The organism is Gordonia sp. WA4-43 (assembly GCF_020520305.1).
Taxonomy (GTDB): domain Bacteria; phylum Actinomycetota; class Actinomycetes; order Mycobacteriales; family Mycobacteriaceae; genus Gordonia; species Gordonia hongkongensis.
Genome location: NZ_CP084736.1, coordinates 1,243,110 through 1,267,613, shown reverse-complemented (window position 1 = coordinate 1,267,613; position 24,504 = coordinate 1,243,110). Strand labels below are relative to the sequence as shown.

At 67.9% G+C, this 24,504-nt stretch carries 18 protein-coding genes; 13 read left to right on the top strand and 5 right to left on the bottom strand.

Annotated features, from left to right (window positions below):
• Positions 1-21: 21 nt before the first annotated feature.
• Positions 22-1,785 (bottom strand): malto-oligosyltrehalose trehalohydrolase, encoded by a 1,764-nt coding sequence (gene treZ / locus LEL84_RS05670; protein ID WP_413466969.1) that lies wholly within the window; start codon positions 1,783-1,785, stop codon positions 22-24.
• Between the two features lie 340 nt (positions 1,786-2,125).
• Here treZ and LEL84_RS05665 point away from each other — a divergent pair, with 340 nt between their 5' ends.
• Genes LEL84_RS05665 through LEL84_RS05625 form a run of 9 tightly spaced genes read left to right on the top strand, consistent with a single transcriptional unit; the run spans position 2,126 to position 11,643 of the window.
• Positions 2,126-2,983 carry an MlaE family ABC transporter permease gene (locus tag LEL84_RS05665; protein WP_226513532.1) on the top strand — a complete coding sequence of 286 codons (858 nt, stop codon included), beginning with the start codon at positions 2,126-2,128 and terminating at the stop codon, positions 2,981-2,983.
• A 1-nt stretch (position 2,984) separates the two neighbouring features.
• Complete coding sequence (locus LEL84_RS05660; protein ID WP_055476553.1) at positions 2,985-3,851, top strand: MlaE family ABC transporter permease; 867 nt, start codon at positions 2,985-2,987, stop codon at positions 3,849-3,851.
• A 10-nt stretch (positions 3,852-3,861) separates the two neighbouring features.
• Positions 3,862-5,199 (top strand): MlaD family protein, encoded by a 1,338-nt coding sequence (locus LEL84_RS05655; protein WP_226513531.1) that lies wholly within the window; start codon positions 3,862-3,864, stop codon positions 5,197-5,199.
• Positions 5,196-6,230 (top strand): MCE family protein, encoded by a 1,035-nt coding sequence (locus tag LEL84_RS05650; RefSeq protein ID WP_065632321.1) that lies wholly within the window; start codon positions 5,196-5,198, stop codon positions 6,228-6,230. The genes LEL84_RS05655 and LEL84_RS05650 overlap by 4 nt, the downstream gene beginning before the upstream one ends.
• Entirely contained in the window at positions 6,227-7,216 is a 990-nt protein-coding gene (locus LEL84_RS05645) for an MCE family protein (protein ID WP_055476590.1), read from the top strand. Before LEL84_RS05650 ends, LEL84_RS05645 begins: the two co-directional genes overlap by 4 nt.
• A gap of 41 nt (positions 7,217-7,257) precedes the next feature.
• On the top strand, positions 7,258-8,358 hold the full coding sequence (locus LEL84_RS05640) for an MCE family protein (RefSeq protein WP_226514253.1): 1,101 nt from the start codon (positions 7,258-7,260) through the stop codon (positions 8,356-8,358).
• Positions 8,355-9,518 carry an MlaD family protein gene (locus LEL84_RS05635; protein WP_413466943.1) on the top strand — a complete coding sequence of 388 codons (1,164 nt, stop codon included), beginning with the start codon at positions 8,355-8,357 and terminating at the stop codon, positions 9,516-9,518. Before LEL84_RS05640 ends, LEL84_RS05635 begins: the two co-directional genes overlap by 4 nt.
• Positions 9,515-10,687 carry an MlaD family protein gene (locus LEL84_RS05630; protein ID WP_065632323.1) on the top strand — a complete coding sequence of 391 codons (1,173 nt, stop codon included), beginning with the start codon at positions 9,515-9,517 and terminating at the stop codon, positions 10,685-10,687. The genes LEL84_RS05635 and LEL84_RS05630 overlap by 4 nt, the downstream gene beginning before the upstream one ends.
• 59 nt (positions 10,688-10,746) lie before the next feature.
• Positions 10,747-11,643, top strand: a complete 897-nt coding sequence (locus LEL84_RS05625) for a hypothetical protein (protein ID WP_226513529.1) — start codon at positions 10,747-10,749, stop codon at positions 11,641-11,643.
• A gap of 81 nt (positions 11,644-11,724) precedes the next feature.
• Here the strand turns inward: LEL84_RS05625 and treY are convergent, their stop codons facing one another.
• The 4 genes from treY to LEL84_RS05605 all read right to left on the bottom strand — a co-directional run bounded on the left by treY (position 11,725) and on the right by LEL84_RS05605 (position 19,806).
• Entirely contained in the window at positions 11,725-14,184 is a 2,460-nt protein-coding gene (treY, locus tag LEL84_RS05620; RefSeq protein ID WP_226513528.1) for a malto-oligosyltrehalose synthase, read from the bottom strand.
• 5 nt (positions 14,185-14,189) lie between these two features.
• The gene (glgX, locus tag LEL84_RS05615) at positions 14,190-16,796 is read right to left on the bottom strand and encodes a glycogen debranching protein GlgX (protein WP_413466942.1); all 2,607 of its coding nucleotides are present in this window, start codon (positions 16,794-16,796) and stop codon (positions 14,190-14,192) included.
• Positions 16,797-16,911: 115 nt separating this feature from the next.
• A complete protein-coding gene (locus tag LEL84_RS05610; RefSeq protein ID WP_159371021.1) occupies positions 16,912-19,089 on the bottom strand; it encodes an acyltransferase family protein in 2,178 nt (725 codons plus the stop codon).
• A gap of 159 nt (positions 19,090-19,248) precedes the next feature.
• Positions 19,249-19,806, bottom strand: coding sequence for a TetR family transcriptional regulator (locus LEL84_RS05605; RefSeq protein WP_055476563.1), 558 nt, complete (start codon positions 19,804-19,806; stop codon positions 19,249-19,251).
• 130 nt (positions 19,807-19,936) lie between these two features.
• Here LEL84_RS05605 and LEL84_RS05600 point away from each other — a divergent pair, with 130 nt between their 5' ends.
• The 4 genes from LEL84_RS05600 (at position 19,937) to bioB (ending at position 24,490) form a co-directional block, all read left to right on the top strand.
• On the top strand, positions 19,937-21,265 hold the full coding sequence (locus LEL84_RS05600; RefSeq protein ID WP_226513527.1) for an adenosylmethionine--8-amino-7-oxononanoate transaminase: 1,329 nt from the start codon (positions 19,937-19,939) through the stop codon (positions 21,263-21,265).
• Positions 21,262-22,461: an 8-amino-7-oxononanoate synthase gene (locus LEL84_RS05595; protein ID WP_226513526.1), complete on the top strand. Its 1,200-nt coding sequence runs from the start codon at positions 21,262-21,264 to the stop codon at positions 22,459-22,461. The genes LEL84_RS05600 and LEL84_RS05595 overlap by 4 nt, the downstream gene beginning before the upstream one ends.
• 266 nt (positions 22,462-22,727) lie before the next feature.
• Positions 22,728-23,411 (top strand): ATP-dependent dethiobiotin synthetase BioD, encoded by a 684-nt coding sequence (gene bioD, locus LEL84_RS05590; protein ID WP_226514251.1) that lies wholly within the window; start codon positions 22,728-22,730, stop codon positions 23,409-23,411.
• Positions 23,412-23,452: 41 nt separating this feature from the next.
• Positions 23,453-24,490 carry a biotin synthase BioB gene (gene bioB, locus LEL84_RS05585; protein ID WP_226513525.1) on the top strand — a complete coding sequence of 346 codons (1,038 nt, stop codon included), beginning with the start codon at positions 23,453-23,455 and terminating at the stop codon, positions 24,488-24,490.
• The last annotated feature ends 14 nt before the right edge of the window (positions 24,491-24,504 follow it).

The window sequence follows — 24,504 nt, the reverse complement described above, 5'->3', positions numbered from 1 at the left end:
CGCGGTACACCCGGCTTCGGGCTATGAGACGTTCCGGCGGCGGCCGACGATCACGTTGTGTCCCGGTGAAGCGAGTCCGGAGTCCTCGGAACTCGGTGACTGCCAGGCCAATTCGACGTCGAGCGAGATCGGGACGGTCACCGGTGCGGCGCCGGGAACACACACCACCGACCAGTCACCGCGATGCATCGCGAACCATCCGGCCGCCTCGTCGAAGTCGACGGACACCGACGAGAAGGCCGGATCGGACAGCGCGGCTTCGGCTTTCCGCAAGGCGATGAGGGTTCGATAGAAGTCGAGCACACGCGCGTGCGCGGGATCGTCGAGTTCGGTCCAGTCCAGCTTCGACCGTTCGAACGTCGCCGGGTCCTGCGGATCGGGCACGTCGTCACTGTCCCAGCCGTGTTCGGCGAATTCCGATTTGCGCCCCTCCGCGGTGGCCCGGCCCAGTTCGGGCTCCGGGTGGGAGGTGAAGAACTGGAACGGTGTCGCGGCCGCCCACTCCTCACCCATGAACAGCATCGGGGTGAACGGAGACAGCAGGACCAGCGCCGCCCTGATCGCCAGCTGTCCGCCGTCGAGGTAGGCGCTCGGGCGGTCGCCGATCGCCCGATTGCCGATCTGATCGTGGTTGCAGGTATAGGCGAGGAGGGCCGACGCGGGCAGCCGGTCGGTCGGGATCGGCCGTCCGTGACGGCGTTTCCGGAACGACGAATAGGTGCCGTCGTGGAAGAACCCGCCGGTGAGAACCTTCTTCAGGCAGCCGTAGCTTCCGAAGTCGCGGTAGTAACCCTGCCGTTCGCCCGACACCAGCGTGTGGATCGCGTGGTGGATGTCGTCGTCCCACTGCGCGGCGAGTCCGAGTCCGTTGACGCTGCGCGGGGAGATCATGCGGGGATCGTTGAGGTCGCTCTCGGCGATCAGCGACAGCGGCCGTCCGAGTTCGACGGCGAGATCGTCGGTCGCGGCGGCGAGTTCTTCCAGGATGTGCACGGCGCGGTGGTCGGCCAGCGCGTGCACCGCGTCGAGGCGCAGGGCGTCGACATGGAACTCGGTGAACCACCGCAGGGCCGTACCGGCGATGAACGCACGGACCTCGTCGGAGTCCGGATCGGACAGGTTGACCGACGATCCCCAGGATGTGACGCCCGCGGAGAGGTAGGGCCCGAAGTCGGGTAGGTAGTTGCCGGACGGACCCAGATGGTTGTAGACGACGTCGAGGACGACACCGAGTCCCCGGGCGTGACAGGCGTCGACGAACCGGGCCAGCGCTGCCGGTCCGCCGTAGGTCTCCTGCACCGCGTACCAGCCGACGCCGTCGTAGCCCCAGTTGTGAACCCCGTTGAACGCGTTGACCGGCATCAGCTCGACGAAGTCGACCCCCAGGTCGACGAGATGGTCGAGCCGGCCGATGGCGGAGTCGAGCGTGCCCTCCGGGGTGAAGGTGCCGAGATGGAGCTCATAGACCACCGCTCCCCGGATGTCGCGACCGGTCCAGTCGGCGTCGGTCCATCCGGCGTCGTCGACGGTGAACAATGCCGACAGTTCGTGCACCCCGTCCGGCAGGCGCACGGCCCGCGGATCAGGACGCACCGGTCCGCCGTCGATCGAGAATCCGTAGCGCAGTTCTCCGACGGGTTCGGTTCCCGGTGTGGTGTCCACCTGCCACCACCCGCCCGCGCCTGCCGTCATGGTGATCCGGTCCGCGGCCGGGTCCTGCGCGGACGACCCGATCACCAGCTCTACGACCTGCGCGTTCGGTGCCCAGACCCGGAGTTCGCCCAGTGATCGCGGTGGTCGGAAGGGCTCCACATTGGAACGAAGTGGTAGGTTTTGTTCCCGCTGGTCGTCCGACCAAGTTATTGTGCTCTGGGCAACAGCGGCAGCGGTCGGGGGATTCGTCACATCATGCAAGGTATGTCGGACCTCGGACAGGTGCAGTCGGGCGCTAGTGTGAGGCCGGACACATTCGGAAGAGGAGAATGGGGTATGTTACCCGCGGCGCTCATGCCCACGGGGGGCACGCGGAGGGGTTCTGCGGAAACGAGGACGCGCGTCGGCCACGACGCGCGCGATCGCGACCTGACGGCCGGTGAACGGGTAAGCCGAGACGCAAGGGCAGGGATTGAGCACTAACGCAGTCACCTCGGACGACGAGGAGGTGGGTCGCAAGAGACCGGGGGCGGTTCGGTCGTGGTACAACGGCCACATCGTGGCGTCGTTCGACACCTTCGGACGCCAGCTCGGCATGTTCGTCGAGGTGTTCCGGACCCTGTTCGTCGACCTATTCAAGCGGCGGTTCCCGTTCGGCGAGTTCGTCCGGCAGTGCGCCTTCATGGCCAGTACCTCGGTCTTCCCGACGCTCCTGGTCGCGATCCCGATCGGCGTCATCGTGTCGATCCAGGTGTCCAACATCGCCGGTCAGGTCGGTGCCACGTCGTTCTCCGGCGCGGCAACGGGTCTCGGTGTGATCCGGCAGGGCGCCCCGCTGGTGACGTCGCTGCTCCTGGCGGGCGCGGTCGGCTCGGCCATCGCCGCCGACCTGGGCTCGCGCACGATCCGCGACGAGATCGACGCGATGCGCGTCATGGGCGTCAACCCGATCGAGCGCCTCATCTCCCCGCGACTCCTCGCGACGATGGTCGTCAGCTTCCTGCTCTGCGGGTTCGTCTGCTTCGTCGGGTTCATCACCGGCTACGTCTTCAACGTCTACTTCCAGGGCGGCACACCGGGTAGCTACACCGGCACCTTCGCGTCCTTCGCCACCACCGCCGACCTCATGTTCGCGTTGGCCAAAGCCGTCATATTCGGCGCGATCGTGGCCATCGTCGCCTGCGATCGCGGCCTCTCGACGAAGGGCGGGTCCGCGGGTGTGGCCAACTCGGTGAACGCCGCTGTCGTCAACTCGGTCCTGCTGCTGTTCACGGTGAACGTGATCCTCACGCAGCTGTTCGCGATCCTGTTCCCGTCGAGGGTGGTGTGAGATGACCGCGTCTCGGTATGTACCTCCGGCCCTGCGGCCGCTCGAGGCCGCCAAGGCGGTGTACCGCGGTCCGCGCGATGCGCTCGCCGCGATGGGCCATCTGATCACCTTCCTGGTCCGCTCGATCGCCGCGGTGCCGCTGGCGTTTCGTCACTACAGCAAAGAGGTGTGGCGCCTCCTCGCCGACGTGGCCTGGGGCAACGGCGCCATCGTCGTCGGTGGCGGCACCGTGGGTGTCATGGTGATCCTCGGCATCATGGGCGGCGCGACCGTGGGTATCGAGGGCTACACCGCCCTCAATCTGCTCGGCATGTCCCCGGTGACCGGCGGGCTGTCCGCCTTCGCGACGACCCGCGAGATCGCACCGCTGCTCGCCGCGACCGCGTTCACCGCCCAGTCGGGTTGCCGGTTCACCGCACAGTTGGGCTCGATGCGCATCGCCGAGGAGATCGACGCCCTCGAGGCGATCGCGATCCGGCCGCTGCCGTATCTCGTCACCACGCGGATGTGTGCGGCCGTCCTGGCGATCATCCCGCTCTACTCGGTGTCGCTGGCCGCCAACTACCTCGCCTGCCAATTCATGTTCATGCTGCAGAGCGGTCAGGGCGAGGGCACCTATCTCTACTACTTCAACCAGTTCCTCGTCTCGTGGGACATGTTGTTCTCGTTCTTCAAGGTGATCGTCTTCGTCCTACTGACGACGTTCATCCAGTGCTACTACGGCTACTTCGCCTCAGGTGGTCCCGAAGGAGTGGGAGTTGCTGCCGGACATGCCATCCGACTCGCGATCATCGTCATCGTGTTCGCGAACCTGGTCATGACACTCGTGTTCTGGGGCACGTCGCCCGGGATCAAGATCTCGGGATGAGGGGGAGACCGTGAACATCGCGACCGACGGGCGCAATCCCTCGCTGCTGCAATACGTGCTGCGCGGAGTCGCCTTCCTGCTCGTCCTGCTGGTGATCTTCGTGCTGCTGTTCATGCGGTATCAGGGCACGTTCAGCAAGACGGTGGCCGTGACCGCCGACCTCGTCGATGTCGGCGACGGGCTGTCCACCGGTGCCGACGTCCGCTACAACGGGCTGATCGTCGGCACGGTCAAGTCGATCAGCGTCGAGGACTCCGCACAGGCCGACGCGTCCCGGTTGATCAAGAACGTCGCCATCGACATCGAGCCGGCGCAGGCCGAGGGCATTCCCGCCTCGGTGACCGCGCGCACGGTTCCGTCGAACCTTTTCGGCGTCAACTCCGTCGAGCTGGTGCCGCCCGCCGAGTTGGGAGCCGACCGGCTGTCCGCCGGCGACGTGATCCCGGCCGACGACTCGCTCGAGACGATCAAGCTGCAGGACGCCCAGAACGAGCTGAAGCAGATCCTCGACGCGGTGCCGCCGGAGGAACTGGCGCAGGTGCTCGGCGTCATCGCCGACGCGTTCAAGGGCGGCGGCTCGGTGTTCGGGTCGTTCGTCCCCGTGCTGCGGAACTACTTCGACTCGATCAACGCCCAGTTCCCGCCGGGCGCGCCCCCGGGCTTCGACAACTTCGACGCCGCGCTCACCGGCCTCGCGCAATCGGCGCCGCAACTGCTCGACACCTTGGGCCGCAGCGTGATCCCGGCGATCACCATCGCGGAGAAGCAGCGTGACCTGACCGCGGTGCTGACGGCGAGTCAGGGCCTGCTCGACCAGACCCAGTTGCTGTTCGCGCGCAATGGCAACAGCGGTCAGCGTCTGGTGACCGATCTGAACCGGATGCTTGGAGCGCTCGTCCTCGAGCCGAACTCGTTGCCGCAGGGCGTGATCGCGCTGAACAACCTGGCCGCCCGGGTGCTGACGGTGTTCACCGGCACCAACGGCCATGTGCAGCTCAACATCGGTGTCAGCTTCGGCGCCTTCCAGCGCTACACCCGGCAGAACTGCCCGGTGTACGACGGCGGTCCGTACGGCACCCTGCGCGGCCCGGGCTGCGTGGGGCCCGGCACCGGCACGGGACCGACGATGTCTGGTCCGCTGGCGATCTATCCCTCCGACGGGATGCGCCGGAACAAGCCGGTCGGCAACGTCACCACCGATGCCGACAACAAGACGCTCGGCACCGTCCTGCGCCGTACCCCGTCGGCAGCGGACACGATCATGCTGGGACCGCTGGTCCAGACGCTCGAGGTGCGCAACGCCGCCGAGGCGGGCCGGGGCGGCGAAGGTCAAGGAGGAGGACGATGAGCGCGGCTTCGGAATCGATCCGCAAACCGCTGATCGGTTTCACCATCTTCGGGATCGCCGCGTTGCTGGTCACCTACGTGATCTTCTCGACGTTGGAGCGCTCGGTGCCGGGGACCACCAACAGCTACACGACCTACTTCGGTGATGCCTCGGGTCTCGCCACGGGCGACGACGTCCGCATGGCCGGTGTCCGCGTCGGTCGTGTGGACCAGATCGAACTCGCCGACGGCCGTGCCCGGGTCACCTTCGAGGTGCAGGACAACCAGCAGGTCTACACCAACACGCGGGGGGCGATCCGCTACCAGAACCTCATCGGGCAGCGATATCTGAACCTGACGCTGGTCCCGGACCGGGAGAGTCGGCCCCTCGATCCGGGGTCGACGCTCGAGCTCCCCTCCGAGGACTCCTTCGACGTCACCACATTGCTCGCCGGGTTCCAGCCGGTCTTCGAGACCCTCACCCCGGAACAGGTCAACGCCCTGTCCGAGGGCTTGATCCAGGCGTTCCAGGGCAATTCGGTGTCCTTGAGCTACACGGTCGCCGAGGTCGGCCGCCTCGCGGAGGACACGGCCAACCGGGACGTCGTGCTCGGCGCGATCATCAACAACCTGAGCGCGGTCATGCGCGACCTGTCGCGCCAGGGCGGCCAGCTGGGCACCGTCATCGAGTCGATGTCGGCGCTGATCGCCAACCTCAACTCGAACTCGGCGGCGTTCGGCAGTGCGGTGACCGACATCGGGCGCACCGCAAGCGGATTCGCCGACGTGCTGAGTGAGAGCCGACAGAGTCTGGCCGAGGCCGCCACGGACGGCCGGATCGCGACCAACACGCTGATCAGCAATGGCGCCAAACTCGATCGGATGGCGGTCGACGCGCCGATCTTCCTCGGTCATTTCCCGCTCGTGCTCGGTGAGGGCGCTTACTTGAACATCTATGCATGTGATCTCGACGTCGCGATCGGCGACGTCCTGCTACCGCCCGGGATCTTCAACAAGATCGGCGGCACGAATCACTCGGTGGTGTGCCGATGAGCTGGTTCCGCAGGAGTTTCCGTGACAACCGGCGCGTGTGGTTCGGCGTGATCGGCGCCGTGGTCATCGTCGCCCTGTTGCTCGGCGTGACCGCTCTCGCGACCGCGCATCTGGGCAAGAAGACCCTCACCGGCGACTTCGCCCAGGCCGGCGGTATCCGGCCGGGGGACAAGGTCCGCGTCGCCGGTATCGACGTCGGTGAGGTCACCGACACCGAACTCGCCGGACAGCACGTGGCCATCACCATGAAGGTCGACAGCGACGTCCGGGTGACGTCCAACGGTTCTGCCGAGATCAAGATGTCGACGTTGCTGGGTCAGCGCTACATCGATGTGTCGCTGGGGGATTCGCCGGAGGATGCACCCGACGGACACATCGCGAAGACCGCCGTGCCCTACGATCTCCAGCGCACCATCGAGGCGGGCGCGCCGATCCTGACCGGGATCGACGACCGGACGCTCTCCGAGAGCATCCGCACCCTCAACCGGCAACTCGCCGGCGTGCCGGCGATCACCGAGCCGACCTTCGAGGCGCTCACCCAGATGTCGAAGGTCATCACCAATCGCAAGGACCAGATCAACCAATTGATCGCCGACACCAAGACGATCACCAACATCGTCAACGACAATCAGGCCCAGCTCGCCGTGATCGTGGGTCAGGGACGCGACCTGACCCAGAAGATCGTCGCGCGTGAAGAGCTGGTCACCCGGATGCTCGACGGCATCGCCGAACTCACCGAGCAGGCGACCGCGGTGGCCGGCGAGAACGCCAACCAGTTCGCGCCCATCATGGCGAACCTGAACACGATCACCCAGGGCCTGGAGAAAAACCGCAACAACCTCCGCAAGTTGCTGGAGATCCTCCCGGTCACCGCGCGCCTGACCAACAACGTCATCGGCGACGGGCCCTACGCGAACGGCTATCTGCCGTGGGGCATCTTCCCCGACAACTGGCTGTGCCTGGCCCGGGTGGTGGACGGATGCTGAGCGCGGAAACGATGAGCCCGGACACGACGGCAGGTACGACGATGCACGCCCACGGACTCCGCCGCCCGATCCTGCTGGTCGGGGTCGCGCTGCTCGGCATCCTCGGGCTCTCCGGCTGTTCGATGATCCCGGGGAGCTGGAAGGCGGCGATCGGCCAGGCCATCGAGGTGACCGCCTACTTCGACAACGTCGCCGGGCTCTACGTGAGCAACGACGTCGCGGTCCTCGGCATGCCGGTCGGTCAGGTCACCGCGGTGGAACCGCAGGGCGAGCGCGTCAAGGTGACCATGACGATCGACAGCGACGTCCCCGTCCCGGCCGACGCCACGGCGGCGATCGTCAACACCTCGATCGTCACCACCCGCCACGTCGAGCTGTCACCCGCCTACGACGGCGGGCCGAAGCTCGAGGACGGGTCGGTCCTGAAGGAGACGAAGGCCCCGGTGTCGGTCGGCGAACTGTTCGACGCCATCGACGGTCTGGTGGTGGCACTCAAGGGTGAGGGAGAAGGACCCGGCCCGCTCGCGGAGATGATCGACATCACCTCCGGCATCGCCACCGGCAACGGCGAGGAGATCCGGGCGGCGCTCGACGAACTCGGCGGGGCGTCCGATGTGGTGGCGGGCAACAGCGATGCCCTCGTCGACATCCTCGAGACCATCGAGGGTCTGACCACCACCCTGGTGCAGAACTATCCGAAGATGACGGCGTTCTCCGAGTCGGTCAACCAGGTGTCGCAGCTGCTGGGAGACCAGGCGCCCGGTCTGCTCGCCACCCTGGCCAACCTGAATCAGACGCTGCAGAACACCACCGTGTTCCTGCAGAACAACACCAACACCATGTCGGTGTCGTTCGACCGGCTCGCCGCGCTGACCGCCAATCTCGGGGACTACTCGCGGCAGGTCGTCGAGACGGTCGACGTCGGCCCGCTGCTCTTCCAGAACCTGAGCAACTCGATCTCGGCCGAACAGGGAGCGTGGCGAACGCAGGTGCTGCTCGACAAGACGCTCCTCGACAACGAACTCCTCGCCGAGTTCTGTGAGGCGATCAACCTGCAGAAGGACGGTTGCCGAACGGGCAAGCTCAAGGACTTCGGTCCCGACCTCGGTATCTACTCGGCGATGCTGGAGCTGACGAAATGAGAACGGCGACAATGGATTCGCTGAACCGTTCGGACGGTCCCGGGTGCCCTGTGCGATCCCCCGGCCGGGTCCGCCGAGGCGGGGTCATGGCGGTGCTGCTCGCGGCGCTCATGGGGCTCACCGGTTGCGGACTCCTCCCGAGTCTCACGGTGGAGCAGATCCCGCTGCCCGCACCGGGCGGCATCGGTGACTCGATCACGATCACCGCGAACTTCGCCAACGCGCTCAACCTGCCGGCGAAGGCGAAGGTGAAGCTGAACGGAACCGATGTCGGACAGGTCACCGACCTCGTCGCCAAGGACTACACCGCCGTGGTGACCATGCAGGTCAGCAAGAAGACCAAGCTCCCGGTCGGGACCGGCGCCGAACTCCGCCAGGCCACACCGCTGGGCGACGTCTTCGTCGCCCTGCTGCCGCCGATCGAGGCGCGCGACGGTCTGATGGTGGACGGGGACACGCTCACCGGTCCGACGTCGGCCGCGGCGACGGTCGAGGATCTGCTGATCAGCATGAGCGGGGTCGTGGACAGCGGTTCGCTGAACTCGTTGACGATCATCCTCACCGAGCTGAGCAGCGCGGTCGCGACGAACCCGTCGGATCTCAACGGCGCGATCCGGGGCCTGACCACCGGTATCCGGAAGCTGAACCAGAGTTCGGCGGCGGTCGATCGGTCGCTGGCCGCCACGCGGGTGCTCAGCGGACAGCTCGCCGACGGGCGTGCGCAGATCATGGCGTCGATCAACAAACTGGGTCCGGCGCTCGAGTCGCTGAACGGGCAGATCGCCACGATCCTGACCACGCTGGACAAGACCCAGCAGGTCACAACGGCCACCAACGACTTCCTCGACAGCGATCAAGACAACCTGGTCGAGATGCTGGGCCATCTGTCGACGGTGCTGGCCGGCCTCCGGCAGGCTGCCGGCCCACTCGGATCGCTGGCCGACAACCTGCACGAGCTCACACCGAAGTGGGTCAAGTCCACACCGGGTAGCGCGGCGGCGGTGTCGTCGAAGGTCTACTGGCTCAGCCCGGGTGTCGGCTTCGACTCGGCGAGCAGACTGCCCGAGATCCAGGACGTGGACGAGGGTTCGGCGGCGTTGCAGCAGACACTGACCCGTCTGCTGGCGCGGATCACGGGGACGAGGGGGTGTTGCGGATGAGCGGCATATTCGGTGTCCTACGCCGGAATTCGGTACTCGTGGGCAACATCGCCCTGGTACTGGTCATGGTCGTCGGACTCAGCTATCTCGCCCTGGGCATCCTGCGGTGGCAACCGTTCGCCGACAAGTACAAGCTCACCATCCAGTTCCCGATCTCCGGCGGTCTGCAGGAGACGTCTGGGGTCACGCTGCGCGGCGCGCGCATCGGCGACGTCGACACCGTTCGGGTGCAACCGGATTCGGTGGAGGTCGTCGTCACGGTCGAGGACCGGTACAAGATCAACCGCGACACCACTGTTGCGGCACTGGGTCTGTCGGCTGCGGGCGAGCAGTACGTCGACTTCCAGCCGGACACCTCCGATGGCCCCTACCTGGAGGACGGGGACGTCATCCGGGCCGACCAGACCGAGGTCACCGTGCCGTTCTCGCAGTTGCTCGAGTCCTCGCTGGAACTGATCAACCAGATCGATCCGGCGAAACTCCGTTCCGCCGTGGACAATCTGAAGATCGCCCTCTACGACGAGGACGGCATGAACGACCTGTCCGTCATCTTCGACTCCGGTGGCACGATCTTCGCGAAGCTGTACACCGCGCTGCCGGAGACCACCAAGTTCATCCAGAACGCGGGGACCATCTTCAAGACGACGGCGCAGATCCAGCCCGACCTCGGCACGACGGTGGCGGGGTTGAGTTCGCTGGTCAACTCGGCGGCTGCCTCCGACAGGGAACTCCGCGAGCTCCTCGACCGGGGTCCCTCACAGTTCACGAGCCTGGCCGGGTCGATCAACCAGTTGACGGATCCGATCACCGATGTGACGAAGCAATTCGTCGACATCGCCGAGCAGGGTGCGTTGCGTGCACCGGCGCTTGCGACGCTGTTCCCCGCGATCCGCGATGCCAGTGTCAAGAGCCTCACCATGTTCCACGACGGTGCGTGGTGGGCCTTCGGGTCGGTGTACCCGCGTCCGAGCTGCAACTACCCGGTGACGCCGCGGCGGCCGACGCAGATCCTCGAGCTGACCATCCCGACCAATCTGTACTGTGTGACCGAGGATCCGCGTCAGCAGATCCGTGGCTCGGCCAATGCGCCGCGGCCACCGGGCGACGACACCGCGGGACCGCCGCCGGGTTACGACCCGAACGCCCGTACCGTTCCGCTCGACAAGTGATGGGCCGCTCGACGACTGACGGCCACTCGACGACGACAGACAAGTTGTGTGACCTGTAGATGACTGACCGGAATGACCCAGATCGTACTGATACCGACGTGAATCCGACGGACGAGAAGGCCGACAGCACGTCGCCCGAGAGCGGGGCTGTCGCAGCCGATCACATCGATGGGGCGACGAGCGCGGAGGACACGAATGACGCCGGGACCGCGGCGACGCCGCGGGGGAAGTCGGCTCGACGGAGCGGAACCGGCACGGCGGCGAGCACGTCCAAGACCGACGGTGCCGACGCCTCCGGTGCCGCGGGTGACCCGTCGCCGGCAGCATCATCGAAGGCGGGTTCGGATCGCCGCGAGATCTCGTTCACGGTCACCGGCGGCGGGATCAAGAAGGTTCTCGCCGCCATCGTCGCGGTTGCTCTCATCGCGCTGGTGGCGTTCTTCGGCTGGCGCGCCTACGACCTCCAGCAGGAGGCCGACGCCTTCGCCGATTCCAAGGCGGCTTCGGCCGACTTCGTCACGAAGCTCGTGACGACGCTCAACGCCGACAACGCGGGCAACTCGAAGGAACTGCTGGGTCCGCTGTCGACGGGGGAGTTGCGCAACCGCCTCGAGCAGGAACGGGCCGACACCGAGGCCAATGTGGAGTCCCTCAACATCGAGGTGTCCTCGACGATCAGTGTGGTCGCCGTCGAGACCGTCGATGCCGACACCGCCAAGACCGTGGTGATGGCGGAGGTGACCGGCCGCAGCGTCAAGTTGCCCAGCGGCGGTACCAGCCTGATGGTCTTCCGCTTGGACCTCAGCAAGGAAGACGGCAAGTGGCTGGTGTCCGAGGTCGACGGTCCGCCGGGGAGCCCCAGCGGTCAGATCGATCCGTCGCAGTCGCTGCCCGGCGCCGCAGGTGCGCCGGCACCCCAGCCGTCGCCGGCACCGCAGCCCGCGCCGGGCGGCTGATCCGGGCCGACACACTCACCGGCAATGGACGAGCGCGCCACCGATTCGGGGGCGCGCTCGTCTATCAGTGGTGGGTGGGCGTCACGTTCGGACGAGTATCGCCACGGGGTGTTCGGCACGGGCCGAGGCGAGGTCGACCGATCCCTCGTACACCGACCCTGTTCGGTCGTCGCGCCACCGGAACCCCGGGGGCAGGGCGATCGACGTCGCGGCCGCGGCATCGTGGTCGAGGCTGTGGGTGAACCGGGCGGTCACCACGACGACCGAGGGGGCCTCGCCGGTGCCGCGCACGAACGCCACGGTGTGGTCGGCGGCCGGACCGTCGGCGGTCAGTCGCTGATAGGTGCCCGCAACGCCGAACGCATCGGGATGCGCGGTTCGGACACGGAGAGCCTCCTGGACGAGTCGGGTCTTCGGGTGCTCGGTCGACCGGCCGAAGTCGACCGGTCGTCGATTGTCGGGATCGACGAGGGAGTCCTCCCACCACTCGGTGCCCTGATAGATGTCGGGGACCCCGGGCCCGAGGATCGCGATCGCCTTGCGCGCCAGCGCTTCCTGCTCCCACGCCGGTCCGATGCGGTCGACGAGTTCGGCGACCGAGGATGCGACGTCCCCGCTGGTGACCTGGCCGATCCAGGTCTCGACCGCGGTCTCGAACTCCTCGTTCACCTCGGTCCACGTGGTGCGTAATCCGGCCTCGCGAGTCGCCTTCCGGGCGTACTCGATCAACCGGCCCCGCAACTCGTCGGTGACCGGCGCGCCGGTGGGCCAGACCCCGACGATGTTCTGCAGCAGGAAGTAGCCGGTCAGGTCATCCGGCACGTCGGTCTCGCGCCAGACCTTCTCGACGAGCTGGGACCAGCGGTCGGGGATCTGGGCGAGCACCGCGATCCGCGCGCGCACGTCCTCACCGCGTTTGGTGTCATGCGTCGACGTGGCCGTCATGGCCAGCGGCCATTGTGCCGCGCGCTCGGTGTTGTGGTGATGGAAGTCGGCCAGCGACAGCACCGGATTCGCGGGATCGCCACCCACCTCCTGGGAGGAGACGAGCCGGGCCGTCCGGTAGAACAAACTGTCCTCGACGCTCTTCGCGGTCACCGCCCCGCAGGTCTGCGCCAGCCTCGATGTCGCCTCGCCGGGCACCGCCGTCTCCCGCACGATGAGGTCGAGCGCGGTACGCAGTTCGGGCTTCGCCTCGGCGATCTCGGCGGCGACGGCGAGCAGGCGTGGACGCAACGACGGGTAGTCCGCCCGGTAGACCCCGAGCGCGGCGATCAGTTCGGCGCAGGCGGTGGCGATCACGTCCGGATCCGAGGCCGGTGATCCCTCGACGCGCGCGGTGACGGCGCGTACGAGACGTCTGAGCTCCGCAGGGAACGACTCCCGCACGGTGCGGAGTTTGCGATCGTGCTCGGCGGCCTCCACCCACCGCGCGTCACCGCTCTCGCCGGTGATCCGTTCGTGTAGCTCGGTGAGCTGGGCGACGCCGGCCGGCGCCACGAACACGGCATCGATCACGCGCATGTGGTCGTACCCGGTGGTGCCCTCGACCGGCAGGGTCGGTTCGAGGGGCTCGTCCGGCGCCAGGATCTTCTCGATGTACAGGAGACGATCGTCCCCGACGTCCGCGCGCAGCCGGCGCAGATAGTCCTGGGGGTCCCACAGACCGTCCGGATGATCCACGCGCACACCATCGATGAGGTCGGCGTCGAGTAGCTCACGCAGCCACTGGTGCGTCGCGTCGTAGACCTCCGGGTCCTCCTGGCGCAGACCGGCGAGTTCGTTGACCGTGAAGAAGCGCCGGTAGCCGATGAGGCCGCTGTCCCACGGCACGAGCCGATAGTGCTGGCGGGAGTGGACCTCTTGCGGTGTGCCGCCGGCGCCAGGAGCGGAGCGAGCGGGCCGAGTGTCCCCGGCGCCGGGAGCGGAGCGAGCGGGCCGAGTGTCCCCGGCGCCGGGAGCGGAGCGAGCGGGCCGAGTGTCCCCGGCGCCGGGAGCGGAGCGAGCGGGCCGAGTGTCTCCCGCGGTGCCGGGGGCGATCGGGAACGCGTGATCGTAGTACCGCAGATTCCCGTGCTCGTCGATCTCGAGTGGGCTCAGGTCCCCATCGGCGGCGACGATCGGCAGGGCCAGCTTCCCGTCGGCACCGTTGTCGTCGCTGAAGTCGGCGTCGAAATAGTGTGCGTAGTCCGATGCGGGCCCGTGGCGGAGCAGGTCGGCGAACCACGGGTTGGCGAGCGCATCGGCGACTCCGGTGTGGTTCGGGACGATGTCGATGATCAGACCCAGACCGCGTTCGGCGGCGGCGGAACGCAGTGTCCGCAACCCGTCGATCCCACCCAGCACGGCGGAGACCGCCGGCGGCGGCAACCAGTCGTAGCCGTGCGTCGACCCGGCCGACGCCGTGCCGATCGGGGAGAGGTAGACGTGGCTGATCCCCAACTCGGCGAGGTGGTCGAGATGTGCTGCGGCATCGGCGAATCCGAAGTCGCCGTGTAGTTGGAGCCGGTACGTTGCGCGCGGGGTCGGACGATTGCCCATAGGAGTCACGAGGTCTTTCGCAGGACCAGGACGGAGCGGGCGCCGACGGTCACCGACTCGCCGGCGGAGGCCGTCAGTTCGGTCTCACCGACGGGATGCGTCGTGTCCAGTTCGCCGACCCACTCGTTGCCGTACCACGTCGGCGGGAGCGTGAAGTCCAGGTCCTCGTAGTGGGCGTTGAAGCAGATGAAGAAGGAGTCGTCGACGACCAGCTCGCCGCGTTCGTCCTTTTCGCCCAGTCCGTTTCCGTTGAGGAACACGGCAAGGCTCTTGCCGAACCCACTGTCCCAGTCCTCGGAGGTCATCTCCTGGCCGGCCGGCGTGAGCCAGGCGATGTCGAGTGCCTGGTCGCCCCACCTGATCGGCTTCCCGCCGAAGAACTTTCGGCGCCGGAACACCGGATGCCGGGTGCGCAGCGCGATGGCCTTGCGGGTGAACTCCAGCAGGTCGGCGTTCTCCTCGGCGAGAGTCCAGTCCATCCAGGACAACTCGGAGTCCTGGCAGTAGACGTTGTTGTTGCCCTGTTGGGTACGCCCGATCTCGTCGCCGTGCGCCAGCATCGGCGTCCCCTGCGACAGGAACAGCGTCGCCAGGATGTTCCGCTGCTGCCGCGCGCGGAGGGCGTTGATCTCGGGATCGTCGGTGGGTCCCTCGACTCCGCAGTTCCACGACCGGTTGTGGCTCTCGCCGTCCCGGTTGTCCTCACCGTTGGCCATGTTGTGCTTCTCGTTGTAGGACACCAGGTCCCGCAGCGTGAAACCGTCGTGCGCGATGACGAAGTTGATGCTCGCGAGCGGCCGTCGGCCGGTCGCCTCGTACAGATCCGACGATCCGGTGAGCCGGGAGGCGAACTCGCCCAGGGTGGACGGCTCGCCGCGCCAGTAGTCGCGGACGGTGTCGCGGTACTTGCCGTTCCATTCGGTCCAGAGCGGCGGGAAGTTGCCCACTTGGTAACCACCCTCGCCGATGTCCCAGGGCTCGGCGATCAGTTTCACCTGACTGACCACCGGGTCCTGCTGCACCAGATCGAAGAACGCGGACAGCCGATCGACGTCGTGCAGTTCGCGGGCCAGCGTGGACGCGAGGTCGAAACGGAAGCCGTCCACGTGCATCTCGAGGATCCAGTACCGCAGCGAATCCATGATGAGCTGCAGCGTGTGCGGATGACGACCGTTGAGGCTGTTGCCGGTTCCGGTGTAGTCCATGTACATCTCGGGATCGCCGTCGACGAGCCGGTAGTAGGCGGCGTTGTCGATGCCCCGGAACGACACGGTGGGTCCGAGGTGGTTGCCCTCGGCGGTGTGGTTGTAGACGACGTCGAGGATGACCTCGATGCCGGCGTTGTGGAACTCACGCACCATCGCCTTGAACTCGGTCACCGCGCTGGCCGGCTGGTCGGGGTTCGACGAGTACTCGATGTGCGGTGCCAGGAATCCGAAGGTGTTGTAGCCCCAGTAGTTTCGGAGACCCTGATCGCGCAGGACGAAGTCCTGCATGAACTGGTGCACGGGCATCAGTTCGATGGCGGTGATGCCCAACTCCTTGAGGTGGTCGATGATCACCGGATGGCACAGCCCCGCGTACGTGCCGCGCAGGTACTCGGGGATGTCGGGATGGGTCGCGGTCATGCCCTTGACGTGCGCCTCGTAGATGACCGTCTGGTGGTACGGACGATTGGGCGACCGGTCGTTCTGCCAGTCGAAGTAGGGGTTGATCACCACCGAGACCATGGTGTGCCCGAGTGAGTCCAACTGCGGCATCGGATTGACCGGCTCGGGATCGGGGATGTCCTCGTGCTCCGCGGGCGCGGCATCGCCGTCGGACTCGCCTGCCTCATCGGCGGGATCGGCCGCATCGCCCGCCTCGGCGGTCGGCTCGTCGGCATCGTCGACCGCGCCCTCGTCGACCGCGCCCTCGTCGGTCCCGCCACCGCCGGTCCCGGTGTCGGCGGCCCCGGTCTCGGGGGTTGCGGGTGCGTCGTCGTCGACCGCCGATTCGTCGGTGTCCTCGGGCGGCGTCGGGAGCGGGTAGGAGAACAGCGATGCGTCGCCGTCGAAGTCGCCGTGGAAGGCCTTGCCGTACGGATCGAGCAGGAGTTTGCTCGGGTCGCAACGCAATCCCCGCGACGGGTCGTACGGGCCGTAGACGCGGAAGCCGTAGAACTGGCCGGGACCGACGTTGGGCAGATAGCAGTGCCAGCAGTAACCGTCGACCTCTTCGAGCCGGATCCGACGCTCGTGGCCCTCGCGGTCGATCAGGCACAGCTCGACGGCTTCGGCCACCTCGGAGAACAGCGAGAAATTCGTTCCCACACCGTCATAGGTGGCGCCGAGGGGGTATGGAGTACCCGGCCACACCGGGATCGGGGCCGGTTCCGGTTGGACCAGCGCCTCGGCCTGGATCGGGTCGGACGGCATCGGTACGGGGTCGGCGATGGTCTTGCCGCCGCTCGGAGGTGCTGCCGTCGTCGAGGTGGTGTCGGACTCCGGTGCGCGGGGCTCCGAGGGGGAGCCGGGATCGGCAGTGGAATCTGAATCGGGAGTGGAGTCGGGATCACCCGGCTGTTCACCGGGGGCCGGCGGTCCGGTCTTACCCGCCTTCGACGACGTCATGGGTCGACCCTAGTCGCGTTGCCGCGGACGGTCATCTCAGGACGCGGCCGGTCGGGTCAGATGTGGGCTGCCCCACCCGCCGCTTCCCGAGGAAGCCCGCGACTTCCGCCGACCGTCACGGCACCGCGGGACCAGCCCACGGCAGTTGCGCCTCCATCTGGCGCCCCAGCTCGTCGGTGAGGCTGCGGACATAGGTCGCACTCAGGTGGTGCGGGTCTTTGTAGACGGTGATGTTGCCGACGATCGCCGGGCACCGCTCGGCATCGCAGATCCCGTCGGACATGTCGAGGGGGTGGAAGTCGGGTCGCGTGGCGGCCAGCTCCGCCGCCGGGTCCTCGGGTGAGAGGACAGCACTGCGGCGCGACCCGCAGCTCTCGGCGTCGCCGCCGTCGGCGAGGCAGATCGGGGTGTCGATGGTGCCCTTCGCGTTCTTCGGCCACGGGGTGTCCCGCATGCCCAACACCGGCACCCCGGCGTCGAGGAAACGGTCGAAGATCGGCACGTAATCCGGTGGCACCCAGTCGCCGGGTTCGTAGTCCCGCGGTCGCGTCGAATTCGTCAGCACCGCGTCCGGCTTGTCCGCGATGACGCGGTCGATGACGCGCTGTCCCCAGTCGTAGCACTCCGGGTAGGGCACGCCGCGCTGTTTGGGTACCCGGTTCGTCGACAGCGGGCACCCCATCTTGAGGTAGGTCTTCACCTTGAAACCGTTGCGCTTGCCGAGGGTGTCCAGCGCCGAGATCCACATCTCGGCATGCGATCCGCCGGCGAGCGCGATGGTGCGCGTCGCGGTCGGATCGCCGTAGGTGCCGACGTGGATCTCGTTGTCGGTGAAGTCGCTCATGTACCCGTCGGTGGAGGTCTCGGGGAAGTCCTTGATGACCTCCAGCGCCGACGGTTGTGGGTCGAGGGCGGGCACCGGCCAGCCGTCGAGCAGTGCTCGGGCCCCCGGGTACGACCTCGGGTCGAGGTTCTTGGTGTCGACGACGATGTTCGCGACGTGCCGCTCCCACACGGTGATGCCGACGCCGGTGACGAGCGTCGCCACCACGAGGATCGAGGTGACGACCGACGTGTACGACAGCCACCGCGACCGTCCGTCGCGGCGGCCGCGGCTCAGCGCCGAACGATCGCCGCCGCGCAGCGGGTCCTCGATGTAGCGCTTGGTGAGCCACGCGAGCCCGACCGACGCCGCGAGGATGAGCACGCCCTCGACGAAGTTGGCATGGTTCTTGTCGCGCCAGGTCAGGTAGAAGATCAGCAGCGGCCAGTGCCACAGGTACAGCGAATACGCGATCGTCCCGAGCCAGACCGGCCACCTGCTCGCGAGCCAGCGGTTCGTGACGGGCATCTCGGTGGCCGCGGCATGGGACCCCCGAGGTGGCTTCTGCAACGCCGTCGCGCCCGCCCAGATGATCAGCAGTGTCGCGCCGACCGGCACCAGCGCCATCGGACCGGGGTAGGCGTTGACACCCTCGATCCAGAACCCGCAGCTGACGATCAGCGCGAGCGCGAAGACGGTCGCGATGTTGCGCAGCCAGTTCGGGATTCGCAGGGACGGCAACCAGATCGCGAGCAGGCCGCCGGCCAGCGGTTCCCACAGACGGGAGATCGTGTCGTAGTAGTTGTACGGCTGGTTGATCGCCAGGCCGCGGTGCGCCCAGTAGAACGAGGCGAGCGCGACGACCAACACCGCGCCGCCGACGAGGAACCTGATGACCCGCGGGTCGGCGAACGGCCGGGCGACGCGGGCACCGACCTTGAGCAACGCCGCGAACGCGAGGGCGACGAGCAGGGTCAGGACGAAGAACTGGCCCTGCACCGACATCGACCAGATGTGCTGCAGGGGGCTGTTCGCCGAACTCGCGGCGAGGTAGTCCTGGGAGTTCTGCGCGAGATACCAGTTCTGGTAGTACAGCGCGCTCGCGATGACCTCGCGGCCGACATTGGCCCACCGGGTCTGCGGGAGGATCAGCAGGGTCAGCACCGTGACCGCGATCAGGACGGTGAGCAGCGCCGGCAGCAGCCGTTTGAGGAGACGTTTGAGCCGTGGCCACGGGTTGAGCGTGTCGCGGAAGGAGACGTGCGGAGCCTGGCTCGTGATCGCGTGCCGCAGCAGCGACCCGACGAAGAAATATCCCGAGAGGGTGAGGAAGACGTCGACGCCGCCGGAGACCTTGCCGAACCACACGTGGAAGCAGGCGACGAGGGCGATGGCGATACCGCGCAGGCCGTCGAGGTCGGTGCGGTATGCGGGCGTCGTCGGCGTCGAGGGGGACGACTCCGGCGCCACTACTCGCGTCGTCGATGCCACAGGGCGTGTTCTTTCCGGTGGGGGACAGATCGGTCTCGGGGCCGGGATGACCGGCTAGCAATGTACTCGCCGAAGCTGTGAAACACCGATTCGGACGACCGCGACACTCGCGCACCGGTCTGCGGGGCCGCGCGGGGTTCACCGCGAGCGGCGCGTCCGGGCTCCGTCGAGGATGATGGCCAGCCCGTCGCGGAACTCGCCCGCGAAGTCGCGACCCGACGGCCCGGTGACACCCAGACGCTCCATCTGCGCGCGCGTCTGTTCCTCGATGGTGAGCCCGATGACCAGCTGACACAGTGCGGTGCTGACCGCCTCGGCGTCGCGGACGGACAAACCGCCGGCCGTGCCGGCGGCGATGATGTCGGCGGTGATGGCCTTCGACGACAGGCCGCTGGCCCAGCTCGACGACACGACCTCGGCACTGTCGGGAACTCCGAGGAGCGCGCTGCGCATGTCGGTCGCGAGCAGATCGAGGCGCTCGTCCCAGGCCAGCGAGGTGTCGGGGATGGCGACCGCGCCGAGGATGTCGTCGGCGAGTGCGGCCAGCAAGGTCTGCTTGTTGGGAAAGTGCCAGTACAGCGCGTTGGGACGGACGCCGAGTTCGGTGGCGAGGCGTCGCATCGACAGGTCGGCCAGGCTGTGCTCGCCCAGGATGTCGCGGGCGGCGCGCAGAACGTCGGTGCGACTGTTGCTCACCCGCGTCAGCGTAATGACCCGGCAGTGGGCATCGAACCCCGGGCCTGTACAGCGTTCAGGATTCCCTGTACGGTGTTCAGGGCCCTGGACGGTGTTCAGGACTGCCTAACGACAGGCCGGGAGGTGCCTCATGGATCACGACGCGATCAGTCGCATCGATGCCGACCACATCTGGCACCCCTACGGTGCGCTGCCGGCGGCCACCCGGCCGTTGGTCGTGGCCTCGGCCTCGGGTGTCCGCTTCGAACTCGCGGACGGCCGATCGGTGGTCGACGGGATGAGCTCCTGGTGGGCGGCGATCCACGGTTATGGACACCCCCGACTCGACGCCGCCGCGGCGGCTCAGCTCGGTCGGATGTCGCACGTCATGTTCGGCGGTCTGACCCACGAACCGGCCGCCCGGCTGGCGCAGCTCCTCGTCGAGATCACCCCGGCCGGCCTGGAGAAGGTGTTCTTCTGCGACTCGGGGTCGGTGTCGGTCGAGGTGGCGGTCAAGATGGCGCTGCAGTATTGGCGCAGCCGCGGTCGGTCCGGCCGCACGCGTCTGCTCACCTGGCGTGGCGGCTACCACGGCGACACCTTCACCCCGATGAGCGTCTGCGATCCCGACGGCGGCATGCACGCGATGTGGAAGGGTGTCCTCGCACAACAGATCTTCGTCGACGCCCCGCCGGCCGAGTTCCGGACCGAGTACGTCGCCGAGTTCGAGCGCACCGTGCGCGCGCATCGCGACGAGCTCGCCGCGGTCATCGTCGAACCCGTGGTCCAGGGCGCGGGCGGCATGCGATTCCACGACGCGGCATATCTGCGTGCGCTCCGGGAGATCTGTGACCGCCACGACGTCCTGCTGATTTTCGACGAGATCGCGACCGGATTCGGCCGTACCGGAACGTTGTTCGCGGCCGACGCCGCCCCGGGGGCCGAGGCGGCGCCGGGCGCCGGCGTCGCGCCCGACATCATGTGTGTCGGCAAGGCGCTCACCGGTGGCTACCTCACGCTCGCCGCGACCCTGTGCACGTCCGAGATCGCTCAGGTGATCAGTGCGGGGGAGGCGGGCGGACTCGCGCACGGCCCGACCTTCATGGCCAACCCGCTGGCCTGCGCGGTGGCCGTCGCAGCGATCGAACTGCTGCTGGAAACGCCCTGGGCCGAGCGGGTCTCGGCGATCGAGCGAGGGCTCCGCGACGGACTCGAACCGCTGCGTGATCGCCACGGCGTCGTCGATGTGCGGGTCCTCGGCGCTATCGGCGTCGTCGAACTCGATCGCCCGGTCGACATGGTGGCGGCCACCGACGCGGCCGTCGAGGCCGGGGCATGGCTGCGGCCGTTCCGCAATCTCGTCTACACGATGCCGCCGTTCATCTGCACACCCGAGGACATCGGGGTGATCGTGCGCGGAGTGTCCGCTGCCGTGCATGCCACGGTCGGCGATCGCGAGCCGGCAGTGGTGCGGTCATGACTTCGATTCAGGTGCAGCCGGATTCGAGGGTCGACGGCGATGCGCGGGTCAGCGGCGGGGGAGAGATCGGTCTGGCGTGGCTGGCCGGCGCCGCCCGTGCGCGCGCCGAGGCCGGCCTGCATCGCAGCCCACACGTCCGCAGGGCGGCCGGAGACGAGATCAACCTCGGTTCCAACGACTACCTCGGGTTGTCGACCCACCCCGCAGTGATCGCGGGTGCGCGGGCCGCCGCGGAACGGTGGGGAGGTGGCTCGACGGCGTCGCGCCTCGTCGTCGGCACCACCCAGGCACACGTCGATCTCGAGCACGATCTCGCCGACTTCCTCGGATTCGATGCGGCACTGGTCTTCTCGTCCGGTTACCTGGCGAATGTCGGTGCGATCACCGCGCTGGCGACACGCGGCGACCTGATCGTCAGCGACACCGGCACCCATGCGTCGCTGATCGACGGCTGCCGGTTGTCGCGTGCCCGGGTGGTGGTCGTCGACCGCGGCGATCACGAGGCGGTCCGGCGGGCCCTCGCCGAACGTACCGAGGCCCGGGCGCTCGTCGTCACCGATTCGGTGTACAGCATCGACGGTCAACCGGCGCCGGTCGCGGATCTGTATGCCGCGGCACGCGCGCACGGGGCCGTCCTGCTCGTGGACGAGGCCCACGCTCTCGGGGTACGTGGTCCGGGTGGTCGCGGACTCGTCGCCGAACAGGGACTTTCGGGTGCTCCCGATCTCGTCGTCACGACCGTGCTGTCGAAATCGCTCGGCGCGCAGGGCGGTGTGGTCCTCGGGTCGGAGCTGCTGCGCTCGCACCTCGTCGACTGCGCCCGCACCTTCATCTTCGACACCGGCCTGAACCCGGCCGCGGTCGGCGCCGCGCATGCCGCCCTGACGATCCTGCGGGCGCAACCCGGGTTGCCGGACCGACTGCGCGACAACGCCCGTCGCCTGGCGCTCGCGTGTGGCGTCGAAGAGCCCGCCGCGGCGGTCATCGCGATCGTCGTCGGGGATCCGCAACGCGCGGTGGCAGCTGCTGCCGCGTGCCGGGACCGTGGCGTCCTCGTCGGGTGTTTCCGTCCGCCCTCGGTCCCGGTCGGGACGTCGAGGCTGCGGATCACGGTGCGCGCCGACCTCGATGCCGCTGCCCTCGACCACGTGGCCGCCGTCGTCGACGCCGCGCTCCGCGAAGTCGGTGCGCGGTGACCGCCGCACGCCGCGGCAGGGTCCTCGCCGTCACCGGGACCTCGACCGACGTCGGGAAGACCGTCGTGACCGCCGCACTCGCCGCTGCCTGCCTGCCCCACGAGGTGGCCGACCCTCTGCTCCCTGAGGTGGCCGACCCCCTGCTCCCTGAGGTGCGAGGAGCGTTAGCGTCTGCCCACCCTCTGCTCCCTGAGGTGCGAGGAGCGCAAGCGTCTGCCCACCCTCTGCTCCCTGAGGTGCGAGGAGCGCAAGCGTCTGCCCATCCTCTGCTCCCTGAGGTGCGAGGAGCGATAGCGACGAGCCACGAAGGGCGCGTCGCCGTATGCAAACCCGTCCAGACCGGCGTCGGTCCCGACGAACCCGGCGACCTCGCCGAGGTGCAACGCCTGGTTGGCGACGTCACCGCGGTCGAGCTCTTCCGCTACCCGGAACCCCTCGCGCCCGACACCGCCGCGCGCCGTGCCGGGATGCGATTGGCCGATCCGGCGGTGATCGTCCGCGCTGTGGACGATCTGGCCGCGTCACACGACCTGACCCTCGTCGAGGGTGCCGGCGGAGTGCTGGTGCGGCTGGGGGAGTCGGCCACGATCCTCGACATCGCCGCGGCGACCCTCGTTCCCGACACCGTCGACGGTGTGGTGGTCGTGGTGGCGCCGGGGCTGGGCGCGCTCAATCACGCCGAGCTCACCGTGAACGCGGTGCGGGCGCGCGGTCTGCGTCCCGCCGGACTCGTGATCGGTTGGTGGCCGGACGATCCCGACCTCGCGATGCGGTGCAACCGCACCGACCTGCCGCGGGTGACCGGCGTGCCGGTCGTCGGGGTCCTGCCCGCCGGCGCCGCGCACCTCGAACCCGACGAGTTCCGCCGCCACGCAGCGTCGTGGTTCGACGACGAGTGGCTCGCGACCCTTTCTCCCAGCCATCCGGAACAGCTCGTCCGGACGCCGTAACACGTTCCCGCAGCGGAACAATCATCCAAGGAGTATCACCAGTGACCCAGGCAACAGTCGACGCCGCCACCTCGGCACCGGCGTCGGACGACATCCTCGCCATCGCCCGTGACCAGGTGCTCGACCGCGGCGAGCCGCTCGATCAGGAGCAGGTTCTCCGGGTTCTGCGGTTGCCCGACGACCGGCTGACCGAACTGCTCCAGCTCGCCCACGATGTGCGGATGCGCTGGTGCGGGCCCGAGGTCGAGGTCGAGGGCATCATCTCGCTGAAGACCGGCGGGTGCCCGGAAGACTGCCACTTCTGTTCCCAGTCCGGACTTTTCGCCTCGCCGGTGCGCAGTGCATGGATCGACATCCCCTCCCTGGTCGAGGCGGCCAAGCAGACCGCGAAGACCGGTGCGACCGAGTTCTGCATCGTCGCGGCGGTCCGCGGTCCCGACAAGCGGCTGCTCAGTCAGGTCGCGGCGGGAATCGAGGCCATCCGCAACGAGGTCGACATCCAGATCGCGTGCAGCCTGGGCATGCTCACCCAGGATCAGGTCGACCAGCTCCGCGACATGGGCGTGCACCGTTACAACCACAATCTCGAGACCGCGCGCAGCCACTTCCCGAACGTGGTGACGACCCACACGTGGGAGGAGCGCTGGGACACCCTGCGCATGGTCCGGGAGGCGGGCATGGAGGTCTGCTGCGGCGGCATCCTCGGTATGGGCGAGTCCCTGGAGCAACGGGCCGAGTTCGCCGCCGAACTGGCGACGCTCGAGCCCGACGAGGTGCCGCTGAACTTCCTGAACCCGCGCCCCGGCACCCCGTTCGGCGATCTCGACGTGCTGCCGGCCGCGGAGGCCCTCAAGTCGGTGGCTGCCTTCCGTCTGGCGCTGCCGCGCACCATCCTGCGCTTCGCCGGCGGTCGTGAGATCACACTCGGCGACCTGGGGGCCAAGCAGGGCATCCTCGGCGGCATCAACGCCGTCATCGTCGGCAACTACCTGACGACCCTCGGCCGGCCCGCCGAGGACGATCTCGATCTCCTCAGTGATCTGTCCATGCCGATCAAGTCGTTGAACGACACGATCTGACGGGTTCGTCGCAG

Coding starts and splice junctions, on each gene's coding strand:
- LEL84_RS05650 (WP_065632321.1), top strand. CDS start 5,196: ATGAGCGCGGCTTCGGAATCGATCCGCAAACCGCTGATCGGTTTCACC.
- treY (WP_226513528.1), bottom strand. CDS start 14,184: ATGGGCAATCGTCCGACCCCGCGCGCAACGTACCGGCTCCAACTACAC.
- LEL84_RS05640 (WP_226514253.1), top strand. CDS start 7,258: ATGCACGCCCACGGACTCCGCCGCCCGATCCTGCTGGTCGGGGTCGCG.
- LEL84_RS05595 (WP_226513526.1), top strand. CDS start 21,262: ATGACTTCGATTCAGGTGCAGCCGGATTCGAGGGTCGACGGCGATGCG.
- LEL84_RS05625 (WP_226513529.1), top strand. CDS start 10,747: ATGACTGACCGGAATGACCCAGATCGTACTGATACCGACGTGAATCCG.
- glgX (WP_413466942.1), bottom strand. CDS start 16,796: ATGACGTCGTCGAAGGCGGGTAAGACCGGACCGCCGGCCCCCGGTGAA.
- LEL84_RS05600 (WP_226513527.1), top strand. CDS start 19,937: ATGGATCACGACGCGATCAGTCGCATCGATGCCGACCACATCTGGCAC.
- LEL84_RS05630 (WP_065632323.1), top strand. CDS start 9,515: ATGAGCGGCATATTCGGTGTCCTACGCCGGAATTCGGTACTCGTGGGC.
- LEL84_RS05645 (WP_055476590.1), top strand. CDS start 6,227: ATGAGCTGGTTCCGCAGGAGTTTCCGTGACAACCGGCGCGTGTGGTTC.
- LEL84_RS05635 (WP_413466943.1), top strand. CDS start 8,355: ATGAGAACGGCGACAATGGATTCGCTGAACCGTTCGGACGGTCCCGGG.
- LEL84_RS05660 (WP_055476553.1), top strand. CDS start 2,985: ATGACCGCGTCTCGGTATGTACCTCCGGCCCTGCGGCCGCTCGAGGCC.